General features: G+C 57.3%; 12 protein-coding genes and 1 pseudogene. 8 read left to right on the top strand and 5 right to left on the bottom strand.

Translation table 11 applies throughout. The features are described 5' to 3' along the window. Positions 1-163: 163 nt before the first annotated feature. Both ACSSVY_RS21925 and mobQ read right to left on the bottom strand, forming a co-directional pair. Positions 164-454, bottom strand: coding sequence for a hypothetical protein (locus ACSSVY_RS21925; RefSeq protein WP_037239045.1), 291 nt, complete (start codon positions 452-454; stop codon positions 164-166). A 35-nt stretch (positions 455-489) separates the two neighbouring features. Beyond that, positions 490-1,782, bottom strand: a complete 1,293-nt coding sequence (mobQ, locus tag ACSSVY_RS21920) for a MobQ family relaxase (RefSeq protein WP_037239043.1) — start codon at positions 1,780-1,782, stop codon at positions 490-492. Positions 1,783-2,443: 661 nt separating this feature from the next. Here mobQ and ACSSVY_RS21915 point away from each other — a divergent pair. The 8 genes from ACSSVY_RS21915 to ACSSVY_RS21880 all read left to right on the top strand — a co-directional run bounded on the left by ACSSVY_RS21915 (position 2,444) and on the right by ACSSVY_RS21880 (position 9,830). Continuing rightward, positions 2,444-2,731 carry a hypothetical protein gene (locus ACSSVY_RS21915; protein WP_037239041.1) on the top strand — a complete coding sequence of 96 codons (288 nt, stop codon included), beginning with the start codon at positions 2,444-2,446 and terminating at the stop codon, positions 2,729-2,731. Between the two features lie 11 nt (positions 2,732-2,742). Then, positions 2,743-4,404, top strand: a complete 1,662-nt coding sequence (locus ACSSVY_RS21910) for a type IV secretory system conjugative DNA transfer family protein (protein ID WP_245875216.1) — start codon at positions 2,743-2,745, stop codon at positions 4,402-4,404. A gap of 18 nt (positions 4,405-4,422) precedes the next feature. Then, positions 4,423-4,962: a hypothetical protein gene (locus ACSSVY_RS21905; RefSeq protein ID WP_037239036.1), complete on the top strand. Its 540-nt coding sequence runs from the start codon at positions 4,423-4,425 to the stop codon at positions 4,960-4,962. A 254-nt stretch (positions 4,963-5,216) separates the two neighbouring features. After that, positions 5,217-6,269, top strand: coding sequence for a replication initiator protein A (locus tag ACSSVY_RS21900; protein ID WP_075571766.1), 1,053 nt, complete (start codon positions 5,217-5,219; stop codon positions 6,267-6,269). A gap of 82 nt (positions 6,270-6,351) precedes the next feature. Then, positions 6,352-7,020, top strand: a complete 669-nt coding sequence (locus tag ACSSVY_RS21895) for a ParA family protein (RefSeq protein WP_037239034.1) — start codon at positions 6,352-6,354, stop codon at positions 7,018-7,020. Further along, a complete protein-coding gene (locus tag ACSSVY_RS21890) occupies positions 7,002-7,295 on the top strand; it encodes a hypothetical protein (protein WP_037239032.1) in 294 nt (97 codons plus the stop codon). The genes ACSSVY_RS21895 and ACSSVY_RS21890 overlap by 19 nt, the downstream gene beginning before the upstream one ends. A gap of 380 nt (positions 7,296-7,675) precedes the next feature. Next, positions 7,676-8,797 (top strand): DNA cytosine methyltransferase, encoded by a 1,122-nt coding sequence (locus tag ACSSVY_RS21885; RefSeq protein WP_037239154.1) that lies wholly within the window; start codon positions 7,676-7,678, stop codon positions 8,795-8,797. Then, positions 8,748-9,830 carry a hypothetical protein gene (locus ACSSVY_RS21880; RefSeq protein WP_037239147.1) on the top strand — a complete coding sequence of 361 codons (1,083 nt, stop codon included), beginning with the start codon at positions 8,748-8,750 and terminating at the stop codon, positions 9,828-9,830. The genes ACSSVY_RS21885 and ACSSVY_RS21880 overlap by 50 nt, the downstream gene beginning before the upstream one ends. 53 nt (positions 9,831-9,883) lie before the next feature. On the opposite strand, the gene ACSSVY_RS21875 is transcribed toward ACSSVY_RS21880, so the two are convergent. From ACSSVY_RS21875 to ACSSVY_RS21865, 3 genes and pseudogenes are all read right to left on the bottom strand, one after another. Then, entirely contained in the window at positions 9,884-10,423 is a 540-nt protein-coding gene (locus ACSSVY_RS21875; RefSeq protein ID WP_037239145.1) for a recombinase family protein, read from the bottom strand. 385 nt (positions 10,424-10,808) lie between these two features. Further along, positions 10,809-11,918 carry an IS110 family RNA-guided transposase gene (locus tag ACSSVY_RS21870; protein WP_037239143.1) on the bottom strand — a complete coding sequence of 370 codons (1,110 nt, stop codon included), beginning with the start codon at positions 11,916-11,918 and terminating at the stop codon, positions 10,809-10,811. 97 nt (positions 11,919-12,015) lie between these two features. After that, positions 12,016-13,104, bottom strand: a pseudogene (locus tag ACSSVY_RS21865) (Tn3 family transposase); the annotation flags it as partial. Between the last annotated feature and the right edge of the window lie 92 nt (positions 13,105-13,196).

The raw sequence follows: 13,196 nt of genomic DNA, 5'->3' as shown, positions 1-13,196 counted from the left end.
ACCTTTAGCTGATAGATTGGAGAAGCGGATGACATCCAAAATCCTTGCCAGCATCAATCCCAAAATTCAACTGCCCCACACTTTACGGTACTCTCCACATTGGCCGCATTGCAGAAAACTTACAAGATGGGCTCGAAGCGGCCTTGCGGCATCGCAGCATCGCTCACCGTCGCTGATGGAACACCGGTGGCTGATCCCGCACATCATCAAACAGGATCACGCGCCCATCGCCACTACTTGGACTGTTGACCAGCACAAACGGCACATCCGCCCCATCCTTCTCATAGATGCAGCGGTACTTCATCTGACCGTCGAGCGGATCGCGCACCTGATCGTAGCGATAGCTGTACTTGATCCCTTGATCGATCCAGCCCTCGACGCCTGCGGGCGTAACCAAGGACATGGGCTGCCCATCCAGCAGCAACGTTTTTCCCACGTTGAACACTTCATCCATTTTTCAGTCTCCTCTGTTTGCCCTGTCAGACCGCGTCACAGACTGTGGCCTTCGCCACGGTCCCTGTCCCGCGTGTTTTCCTGTTCATCATCATCGCGTTCATGATCACGGTCGTTATCCGGTTCCAGCCGCTCGCGCGGCTTGTTCAGCACGTCCTTCAGGCGCTCATTGACGGACGGCTTGCGCGCCTCGCGCCCGGTGTCTTCGCCAAGCTCCGGGTCACTGTGCCCGTCCAACTTGTGAACCGCCGCCTGACCGTCCCGGCCTGCGTCTTTCTCCATGATCTCTTTCAGCAGCTCCCGCGCATAATTGCGGCCGTCTGGTTTCGGCGTGTCGTCCTGGTCCCGTGACCGGTCCACGACGCGCGCCAGACGCTCCTGGAAGTCCTCCGGGGTGCGCTCGCTGCTGCGATCCTTCGCTGTCGCGGCCCTGAGTGCCGCCAGACCGGCAGAGACACGGCCCTGCCCTTCCTCACGGGCCATCCCGTAAGTCTCCCGCGCAATGTCCAGGCGTTCGCGCATTTCGCGGAAGGCGGCGCGTGCCTGGCGAGCGGCATGGACGACAGCGCCACGCTCGGTGACGGGTTTGTATTCCCGGCCCTGGCGCTCGGCCATCCACTTCGCGCGTCGCTCCATGGAATTGGCCGCTGGCCCCAGCTTCAGCTCCGGGTCGCGGTCCAGTTCCTCAGCGCTCAACTTGTCGCCACGATCCAACGCCGTCTCGCGCTGCTTCTCAAGCGACCGGTGATCGACGCGCTTGACCTCCCCGACACGCTCCAGCGCGCGGTTCTGCAACTCGGCCCAGAGGCCACGCATCTGCTCGATCTCGACGCCGCCCGTCTTCGCGGAATCAAGAATGCGCGTCTTGGCTGTGAAGCCCCCGGCTTCCAGCTTGCGGGTGGAGGTCAGCACATGGGCATGATGGTTGCGCTGATCACCCTCGCGGTGCGGCGCGTGGATCGCAACATCGACAGCTACGCCGTAGCGGCTGACCAGCTCCTCGGCGAACTGACGGGTGATCAGCGACCGGTCCTCGTCGCTGATCTCGGACGGCAGGGCCAGCTCCCATTCGCGGGCGGTGACGGAGTTGCGACGGGTCTCGCTGGCCTCGGCCTCGTTCCAGAGGCGGGACCGATCCTGCGCCCAATCCGGGGCATCCTTCGGGGTCAGGATGAAGGTCTCCTCGATGCCCTGCTTGCGGGTGTAATCGTGGACACGGCCTTCGCGCAGGCACTCGATACGCTCCCCGACACGGTAGGCCGCTGCCGCCGTGGCGGAGCGCCCGGCGCTGCGTTTGATCGTCTTCACGGAGAGGTGGTAGCTGGCCATGCGTCCTCCCCTCGCCTGTGAAGCAAACGCGCCCACGCGCCGCAGCTGATCCGTGCCGATGCCCTGACATTGGCAATCAGATCAGCCGTCTTTTCTCCGCAAGAGTGCGCCCGGAACCGGCGCGGTCCGAGGGGAAAAGACAGCCCGCTTGAGGCGAGCCAACAGCTCTCCGACGCGCGGGCTTGCCAGTGATCTGCCCCCAGATCCCCAGCCTCATGGGGGGCGGGATATGGGGACAGATCACTGGCGGTTTGCCGGGGGCAAACCCGGTTCGTGTCGGCACCGTCAGGTCTGCCGGGGTGCGCGCTCGCACCGACACGAACCTCCCGCAAGGGAGACGCCAGCGGCAGACCGGCCCCCACCGTGGGGCATCGGGCGAGACGCTGGCGCGACCTTGCGGGACGCGATCCAACCGCTGAGGTTGGGCTGGGATGGTTTGGAAGGGGCGGCGCGCCCTTCCATGTCGCGGCGGCACGCAGCGAAGGGGATGGCCATCGGCCGGGGCTTTGCCCCAGAGAGATCGCACGCAAATCTCGGAACCGCAGGTGGAGAGTTTGCATAAGTGCGCCCTTGTCCTTTACAGGCCTACGGGTAAGCGCTATCGGTTGATCTGGCAAGAACAACTTCAACCTCAAGAATATTTGGTGGCGAGGGTAGAGATTTGGCAGAAACAGAACTTGAGCGCGCCGAGAAACGATATGCCCAGGCCAAGGCCCGGCTCCAAGCGCTGAAGAACCGGGAAAGCACCAGACAGCGCAAACTCGACACGCGGCGCAAGGTGATCCTGGGCGGTGCGCTCATGGACCTGGCGGAACGGGATTCCGGGGCTGCCGCGATGCTCGACCGGCTGATCCGCAACCTGCCCCGCGAACAGGATCGCAAGGCCTTTGCGGACTGGGGAACTCCCTCCCCTGCCTCGTCCGGCTCTGATCCGGAAACGCCGTCCTGATGCGGGGCGTGATGCGCGTCTTCGGAGGGCTGTTCCGGTTCTTCGGTCGTTTGATCTTCGCGCCTATCCTGTTGGGCTGGATGATCGGCGCTGTCCTGTTCGGCGCGATGATCGGGGCACTTGTCGCCACGCCGTTCGTCTTCGCCTTCTTCGACCAACCGCCCGGCGAAAGCGCATGGCAGTGGCTGGTCTTCGGGCCGTTCATTTTTGTTGGTGGCGTCTTCGGATTCCAGTATTGGCGCATGGCCTCTGGCGCGGACGCCTTCTTCGGGCTGACCGGCGACAGCCACGGCTCCGCCCGCTTCGCCAACCGCAAGGAGCTGAAGAAACTCCAGCGGGAAGACGGCCTTCTGATCGGGCGCAACCCGCACACCGGACGGCTGCTGCACTATGGCGGTCCGGCCCATCTGATCACCCTCGCCCCGACACGGGCCGGGAAAGGCGTTGGTACTGTGATCCCGAACCTGCTGGCGGCGGAGCGCTCGGTTTTGGTCATCGACCCCAAAGGCGAGAATGCCCGGATCGCCGGGGAAGCCCGGCGGCGGTTCGGCACCGTCCATGTCCTCGATCCGTTTGAGGTCTCGGGGATGCCCTCTGCCGCCTACAATCCGCTTGACCGGCTGGCACCGGACAGCCTCGATCTGGGCGAGGATGCGGCCTCCCTGACAGAGGCGCTGGTCATGGACCCGCCGGGACAGGTCACGGAAGCGCACTGGAACGAGGAGGCCAAGGCCATCCTCGGCGGGCTGATCATGTTCTGCGTCTGCCACGAGGACCGCAACCGCCGGACGCTTGCCACCGTCCGGGAATATCTCACCCTGCCCCCGGAAAAGCTGCGCTCGCTACTGGAGCTGATGCAGGACAGCGATGCGGCGGGCGGGCTGATTGCCCGCGCCGCCAACCGCTTCCTCGGCAAGGCGGATCGCGAAGCCGCCTCGGTGCTGTCGAACGCACAGCGCCACACGCATTTCCTGGACAGCCCACGCATCGCGAAAGTTCTTTCGCGGTCGGATTTCCACTTCTCCGATCTGCGCCACCGGATCACTTCGGTGTTTCTGGTGCTGCCACCGAACCGGATGGACGCCTACAGCCGCTGGCTGCGCCTTCTGGTCTCTCAGGCCCTTCAGGACATTGCACGGGACGCTGAGGCGTCCGTGAGGCCCCTGAGCGGCCCTGCAGACGCTCAGGGGGGCACACAGCGCCTCAAGACGCCCACGCTGTTCCTCCTGGACGAGTTTGCCGCCTTGGGTCGCTTGGAGGCCGTGGAGCGCGCCATGGGGCTGATGGCAGGCTATGGCCTCCAGCTCTGGCCAATCCTGCAGGACATGAGCCAGCTCAGGGACCTCTACGGCGAACGCGCGGGCACGTTCATTGCCAATGCCGGGGTGCAGCAGGTCTTCGGGGTGAATGATTTCGAGACGGCCAAGTGGCTAAGCCAGATGATGGGTCAGGAAACTGCCGGATTCCAGACCGACAGCTTCAAGCCCGGTGACGGTCCCAGCTTCAGCAACAACCTCACGGGCCGCGACCTGCTCACCCCCGATGAAATCATGCAGCTCCGCCCGGAAAACCAGCTCCTGCGCGTGCAGGGGCAAGCCACCGCCGTCGCCCAAAAGCTGCGCTATTACGCCGATCCCGAGTTCAAGGGACTGTTTGTCCCGCAGGACCAGTAATCTGAAGGACGCCTCCCGATGCCAGACCAACCCGACCTCCCCGACGATGATCTGCGCGAAACGCTCGATCTCATGGCAACTGCTGTCGCCAGCATGTCCGACAGGATCGACGATCTGACCGCCGTGGCGGACAAGCAGATCAAGGTCGCGACAGAAGCGCGGATCGCGGCCTTCGCCGCACGGGACCAAACCAATCCGAAAAAATACGGGGATCTTCTGGGCCAGACCCTCGACAGCCACCTGGGCGCAACGGCAGACGCGATGACCGAGATTGTCAGACGCCTTGGCGTCCAGACGGACAAGACCATCGGGGCCTTGGCCAAATCGGAAGATGACAGGTCCACAGCCTATCGAGCGGTGTTCGAACGGGAACAGAAAGCGGCTCGCCTTAAAAGCCGCCTGCCCTGGTTTGGTCTGGGTGCATTGGTTGTGGCCCTGGTGCTGACGGTGACGCTTCCTCGTTTCTTGGCCAGCAACGCGTCCACATGTGCTGTCCTTGGGGCGTCCTGGACCACGACAACCACGGGTGTCGATGCCTGCGTGTTCTATCGACGGTGAGTGGTCATGTGATGGGGATGATCAGCTCTGCCTGAGAACTTGTGTGTTATATATGTGTTATAGAAGGTGTTACGAGAATCGCCATCTCCGCAACACACTGATTTCGTTGTTCTATTTCACTATATTTCAGCCTGCCGGTGTGTAGAGTATCGAAGAAAGGTGGGTAGACTATCGAAGAAAGGTGTGTAGAGTATCGAATAATGCACGCCTCTGGTGGGCAGACTGTCGAATAATGGTGGGTAGATTATCGAATAATGGCACGACCCCGGAAAAGAACAGCTTTGCTACCGCAGCGGCACACTGAGCCGGACCTGTTTGTCTGTGACATCTTGGATGCCACGCCCAAGAGTGACCGCGCCTCTATGGAACACCCCCTGTTTTCGCTTTCGGTCAAAAAGGACCTGGCCGCGTTCGAGTACGAACAAGGCAACGTGAAGGTGAAGATCACGCCAGCGGCTGAGGAAGGCCGTGCAAATGTCTTCGATAGGGATATTCTGATTTATGTTTTGAGCCAACTCATGGCCGCGAAGAACGAAGGTCAGGAGATCGGTCGTCGTGTCCGGATTTCAGCCCATGATCTGCTGAAGGCCACAAACCGCCATACTACCGGACAGGCCTACGCAACGCTTCGACGTGCCCTCACCCGTCTTCAGTTTACGCAGATCGAGACGAACATTCATGATCATGGCTTAGGCGAATGGCGTTCGATTTCATTCATCACCGACGCGCGGATCGTCAAGGAGGACTCCACAGGACGCCTTCTCAGCGTGGAACTGGAAATGGGTGACTGGCTCGTCAAGGCAATCGAGAACAAGAATGTGCTAACACTTAACAAAGCATATTTTCAGCTTCGCAAACCTTTGGAGCGGCGCTTGTATGAGTTGGCACGAAAGCACTGCGGAAAGCAGGATGTCTGGCGGATCGGGCTAGATAAGCTGCAACACAAGACAGGCTCTACATCTACAGCAAAAGAGTTCAAACGCCTTGTAAAGGCGATCTGCAGGGCAGATGAGGCTCAGTCCCACATGCCCGATTATCGCTTCAGGCTTTTGCATGATGTACTGGAAATTACTCCAAAGCCCGAGTTCCTAGAGATTTACGGCGATAGCCCATCGTTCGCCTCAGATGTATCGGTGCGTTTGTCTTCTGATGCCTACGATCAGGCTCGAAAGGCTGCTCCCACATGGGATGTCTATGCGCTTGAGCAGGAATGGCGGATGTGGATGAACGACCCACCACGTCACCCGGATGCCGCTTTTATAGGGTTTTGTCGGAAATGGTATGAGCGCAAGGGCAAGGCTCCATAACACTTAACAGATACCTGATATCTGTTAAGTGTTGACAGTTATTGGTTAAGGGTTAAGGGTTAAGGGAAAATGGAGGCAGGCCATGACGCAGGTTATCAGCGTAGTGCAAGAAAAGGGCGGCGCGGGAAAAACGACACTTCTGACGGCCATCGCAAGCCTGATGGTTCAGGATGGTGCAAGGGTCGCCGTGATTGACACAGACCCTCAGCGGCACTTGGAATCGTGGGCAAAAAAAGAACAGACCGATCTCGACTGGCTATACGAAGAAGATGACGAAAAGCTTCTGCCAACCGTCAAGGCATTGAAGAAGGCTGATCCGCCGTATGACGCAATCTTTGTGGATACAGCAGGCTTCAAGTCAGCAATGGCAATGCACGCCATCGCGGCCGCCAATCTCATCCTGATACCATCGAAGGCCAACGAAGCTGACGCCAAGGGAGCCAAGCGAACCTATTCACATGTTCAAAGTGTTGCTGAGACAATGGAAAAGGAGATTCCGGCCCTGGTCGTGATGATGGACGTGGATACACAAACAAACATCACGCAGGCCATTGTCGATGCCCTCGATGCCCAGAATGTGCCTCGGCTCAACGCTATGTGCGCGCACCGGACAGGGTTCAAGGAAATGACGTCTACAGGGCAAGCCCCACAAGGATCGGCGCGTCGGTCGGCTCAGTCGGTGCTGGCGGACTTGCAGGGCAGGGGCCTCATCAGTTTCTACAGGAGCGGGTCATGGCCAAAGTCAGCGTAAACCTCGATGATGATCTGGATGCTGACAACAGCTCGAAGAAGTTGAAGGCAATGGCGGCACCTTTGCCAAGTGTCAGCAAAGCAAAATCATCTGCGATGAAGGACGCCCCGCGTGTCCAGTTCTCTTTCACGAATGTGCCAGAACCCATCAAGGAAGCTTTTGCGGCAGAGGCAACGAGGCGCGGGCTTACTAAGAAAGAACTTTTGTATGAATGTCTTAGGGCCGGAGGTATCAACATCCCTGCAACTTCAGAGATAGATGGCCGCAGGCGATAACAGATAACAGTTATCAACGAGTGTTCTTTGATCTGATAGCTTAAGCTTAAAGAAGAGCTTGCAAAGTTGCTTAGTCGCAGGACTCTCTTGAGCCTCTCTCCGCGAGCCACTGACGTACAATCAGCGTAAGCAAGCTGGACACAGAACGGGCGTCTTCTGCCGCTGCTTTTTCAAGAGCGATTTTCTCATTGGGGTCTAGTCTGAACGAGATTGGGAAACTTTTTGTCATGTAGGTGTTTGTAGTCATTTGTAGTTGACATTGAGTGCTGGCCTATGTAACTACAATTCAATACAAGTCGCAATGGCATGATCCTCGGCGCAGACTGCGCTGCTCGACCTTTGTTGTTGCCAGAAGTCCAACTGCTTTCTAGGGTTTTCGTATGAATGATCAGTCCAATCTCGGCATTTTTTCATTTTTCGCAGGCTGTGGCCTGTTAGATCTTGGTTTTGAAGCCGAGGGCTATCGGACACTTTATGTCAACGAGTTCTATGAGCCTTTTCTGGATGCTTATAAGCATTCCCGGAGCCAGATGGGCATTTCTGCGCCAACACAAGGCTACTCTGGGCAGTCTATTGAAGAGTTGGATGGCAAGCGTATGCGCGCGATGGTCGATCAAGCCAGAGCGGCAGGAGATTTGATAGGCTTCATCGGTGGTCCGCCCTGCCCAGATTTCTCGATAGGGGGCAAAAATCGCGGTGAGGCAGGCGAAAATGGGAAGCTTTCCCGTGTTTATGTTGATTTAATTTGTGCGGCAAAGCCTGAGTTTTTCGTTTTCGAGAACGTAAAAGGGCTTTGGAGAACCAAGAAACACCGCGCGTTTTATGAATCTTTGAAGGCCGATCTAATCAAGGCTGGATATCTTCTGCACGAGCGTCTCATTAACGCCATTGAGTTCGGAGCACCTCAAGATCGAGATCGAATTATACTTATGGGATTTCACAAAAAGTCCTTTTTAAAAGGGGATCTGGAATGGAAGGGTGTGATTCATCCTGGACGATCTGCGTTCGAGCATGCTTGGCCGACTATGGACCCGTTCGAGCAAGGTGGGTTTCGTGCTGTGCCCAATAGCGTGCCACGGGAGCTGACGGTACAGCACTGGTTCGACAAAAACACCGTTACAGAACATCCGAACGCCCAACATGTGTTTAAGCCACGAGCTGGCTTGAAGCGATTCCTCTCACTGCAAGAGGGGGACGACAGTAAAAAGTCATACAAGCGCCTACATCGTTGGCGGTATTCGCCAACAGCAGCCTATGGCAACAATGAGGTTCATGTTCATCCGTTTGAGGCGCGAAGAATTTCGGTGGCGGAGGCGCTCGCCATACAGTCAGCCCCGCGGGAGTTCGAGCTTCCTGCGTCTATGACACTGAGCGCTATGTTTAAAACTGTGGGGAATGGTGTACCGTTCCTGGCGGCGAGAGGAATCGCCGCTACCGTCAAAGGTCACATCAATGCCCGTTACCGTTCAAAATCTCGTTCATTCAATCTCGCAGCTGAATAGAAACATAGATTACAACTATGCGTCTGACAGAACTCGCACTCGGGTGCGGATTCATGATGTCGCAATGCCAAATGGGCCAATCACGATCAAGCGTTACAACCCTACAAAGGGACAGCGCTTGGTTGATGCTACGCCTGAGACTATCTCGACCAATATGCTTGCAAGATTAGCAGCAGCTATTTCGGAACGCACTCCCATTAACGTTGACCGTCTGTTTGGTGGATCCTACAACACGCGATCAGCATTAGAAGCGTTGGTCGCCAACACACCAAATTTCTGGATTTGTTACCCCGGTCGTCTTGAGATGAGCGAGGGTGGAAAATCTGTTGTAAGACGAGGTCATAAGCACATCATCCAGCTGGCGGAAGCGCACCCACAGGGCGAGATACATGAAACCGAAGTTGATATGGTCATCTCGGAATCATTGGTTCCCAAAGACGTTGTCTATGAGGGCCTAGACCTTGCAAATGGTGTTCTTGAAGAGGGTATGGACATTGATGTTGCGCGTCGACATGCGCAAATCCAAGTTGCCATACTCAAAATAGGGCGGCAGCTTGGTCTGGACACATGGATAGCTCAGAACGATCATGGCATCATCTATGATGGGCGTCGGCTGATTGAGCAACCTGGCACAATCCAGCGTCTAGCTGACCAGAGAATATTAGCCGCATTTCCGGATGCAGCTCATGCGGCTCGCCTCATCGACGCGGTCTGGTTTCGGGATGGAATGTCGATGCCGGCCGTGATCGAAGTCGAGCATAGCACCGGCATTACGACTGGGCTCACGAGGATGAAAGGGTTCAAAGATAAGCTGCCCGCTCTCGCCGGAGTGCGGTGGGTGATCGCTGCGGAAGAAGAGCTTCGTGAGCTTGCAATCCGCGAAGCTAACCGCCCTCAATTTCTTGACTTGGATGCCCGCTTCATCTCCTACAGCGCGGTGGAAGAGCTGTTTTCTCTATGCGAGCGTAGGAAAATACGAGGCGTAACCGACGATTTCTTAGACTCTTTCCTTGAAGAATTGGTCCAAAGGTAGTGGCGACTGACTCGGTTAGTCAGAGCTAGATTTATCGCTGGACTATAGACCGCTCACGCGCGTCGTATTGTCCTGTCGCTAACATTGAACAGGCGGGCAATCTCGGTGATTGAACGGTGTTCGACGTCACGCATACGCCGTACTTCGTTCTTTTGGTCGGTTGTTAGAGCAGGGGGCCTGCCACCGATCCGGCCACGTTTACGCGCCGAAACCAGCCCTTCCCTAGTCCGCTCTGAAATCCGTTCCCGCTCAAACTGGGCAATGGAAGCAAAAACATGGAACACAAGACGGCCAGCCGGCGTCGTCGTGTCGATGTCCTCAGCCAGGGACCGGAAGCCGGCTCCGCGCGCGCGGATCGTCTCGACAATCTCCAGCAGGTCTTTCATCGAGCGCGCCAGGCGGTCGTACTTGGTGACGGTCACAACGTCGCCATTGCGGAGCTGGTCCAGCATCCTGTCCAGCTCCGGTCGAGCGCGCTTCGATCCGCTGATCCGATCCGCGAAAATCTTCCCGGCTCCAGCGTCCGAAAGTACGTCAGTCTGTGAATCAAGGCTCTGGTCGTCAGTGCTGACGCGGGCATATCCAATGATCATGCCTAACTGTGCCAAAAACCTGCCAAAACTGCAAAGGTTTTGCCGTGGGTTTTTGTCATGGCTAAGCGATTGATCCTACTTGGGGTCTGATGCCGGAGAGTGCAGAATCCTACGCTCTCATGAGCGTTTTTGATTTTCTCGACACGGTTATACTACCCCACTGACGCGGAATGGTCAAAATATGTAGCCTGTGCATGGCGCTGGAGACGTCAGCTCGAACCGATGGTTATCATGCTCTCATCCGCGGATTGGTTACCGCCTGACCATATTCGATACGGGCTTGCCTCTCTCTAAGAACGGATATCTATCCCAACGTACGCCGAGGGTTCACCTATCATTGGCTGTCATCTCCAGCGTTCTGCACAGGCAGTCTTTTGTGCCGTGCTCAGGCAGGGAGCGGCGTTTTTCGGGCGATGTCCCAAACGAACCCTGTCAATTCGCGGGCGATTGCTGCGATTACACGTGGTTGGGGTTTTCCCGCGCGGCTCAGATGGCGATACCGTTTACACAGACGGGTCTGTGCCTTCCAACCTATATCTTTGATCGGCTGTGGCAGGTGTTCGGATCGTTTGAGGTAGGGGTGACCTTCCTTTGGTGGGTGCCTGTATGACCATCCTGCTTCGACCAACATTGTTCGGGCCAACGCATTGCCGGTTTTGGTCAATCGCCCGCGCCGGATGGTCGATCCGCTTGAATGCTCGCTTGGCACCAATCCCAACCAGGCCATGAGTTGGCGAGGATTTTCGAAGCGGGTGATATCCCCGATCTCAGCCACAACGGTCGCCGCGATCGTCGTGTTTATGCCGCGCAACGCCCGAAGTGCATCCACGACCGGGGCAAAATGCCAGCTCTTGATGGCCGTTTCTATTGTCTGATCCAGTGTTACGATGCGTGCCTCGATCTGATCGATGGCACGTTTGAGCTCCTCGAAGGCGATCTGCTGATGCGGATATGGAAACTTGCGCAGCTCAGCCAACCACCGACGGTGACGCTTCGTCCAATAGCTGCCGTTCCTGTACCGAAGGCCATGTCGTAGCAGAAAGCTCAGGAGCTGTTGTTTGGCCACCTTCAAAGCATCCACCGTCTGTTTACGAGTGCGGATCAGATCCCGCATGGCTTCCTGTTCTTCGTTTGGCGTCCAGATTGGCGTAAGTTCTCCCGCACGCCAAAGCCGTGCCAACATCTCTGCATCACGCCGGTCTGTCTTAATCCGGTCGCCCGCCTTGCGCGGTATCATGGCGGGCGCAACCACGGCGCATTCAAATCCGAGCCTCGTCAGATGCCGATGCAAGCCATAACCACAAGGTCCCGCTTCATAGCAAAATGTTGGGACTTGCCCGTCTCGGCTCAACGTTTTTGTCAGCCGCAACACAGTGTCTGCGGAATTGGCAATTGTTCCATAAAACCGCATCTCGCCACTACGCCCCGCATCCGCTAGGGCAACCGCGATCGTATCCGCGTGGACATCCAAACCTACGTAAACTGTCTTTTCCATTTGTTTCCTCCATCAAACTTTCCAGTCCGTCGAGGAAACCGTGTGACACCTCAAATGTCACCGCCGCAAAACGCTCATATGGTCTAAGGCGGTTTGATCACTTTTTTGACCACCTGTATTCACCGGTGAGAAGGATGTGGGCCCATCCGAGTGGCGAGATGTGCGCTAGCAGATCTGGTGAACAATCCAGACGGTCGCGTTGGCGCGCCGTGACAGCTTGGCCAAGGTGCTTGGTGTTCCAGTAAATGATGATAGCGGCGAGCAGGTTCAGCCCGGCCATTCGGAAGTGCTGGCCTTGGGCTGTTCGATCACGGATTTCACCTTGACGACCAATGCGCAGGGCGTTTTTCAGGGCATGATGCGCTTCGCCCTTATTCAGGCCGATTTGGGCACGGCGTTGCATGTCGGCATCCAGCAGCCAATCGATGATGAACAGCGTCCGTTCGATCCGGCCGATTTCGCGCAATGCGACCGCAAGTTGATGCTGTCGGGGATATGCAGCGAATTTTCGCAAGAGTTGGCTTGGCGGCATCGCGCCCGCCACCATGGTGGCCGCTGCGCGTAGGATGTCGGGCCAGTTCGAACTGATGACAGGTTCCCTGACCTTGCCGCCTATCAAGCCCGTCAGCTCTTTCGGGCAGGATGCCGGATTGAAGAGGTAGAGGCGCTTGGATGGCAGATCCCGGATGCGGGGGATGAACTGAAAGCCCAGAAGGGCGGTGACGGCGAAGACGTGGTCGGTGAAGCCGCCCGTGTCGGCATACTGTTCGCGGATTTTCTGACCTGCGTCTGTCATCAACAGGCCGTCCAGGATGTAAGGGGCCTCGTTCACCGTGGCCGGGATGGTCTGGGTGGCGAAAGGGCCGAACTGGTCGGAGACATGGGTATAGGCTTTTAGACCGGGTTCATGGCCGTATTTGGCGTTGATCAGGTTCATCGCCTCGCCCTGGCGCGTGGTCGGGAAGAATTGCCCGTCGCTCGAAGCGGTCTGCCCTGCGCCCCAAAACCGGGCCATCGGCAAGGCAGATTGACCTTCGATCACCATGGCCAAGGCGCGTGCCATCGCCTCGCTTTCCACATGCCAGCGCGACAAGCGCGAGAGCTGGAAATAATCATGGGTGTTCGTGGCCCCAGCCATTTTGCTGAGGCCAAGGTTCAGCCCTTCAGCCAGCAGCACGTTCAAGAGAGTACCGTAAAGTGTGGGGCAGTTGAATTTTGGGATTGATGCTGGCAAGGATTTTGGATGTCATCCGCTTCTCCAATCTATCAGCTAAAGGT

This window comes from Roseovarius sp. MBR-51 (assembly GCF_053628575.1).
This window is presented reverse-complemented; position numbering and strand designations above follow the sequence as displayed.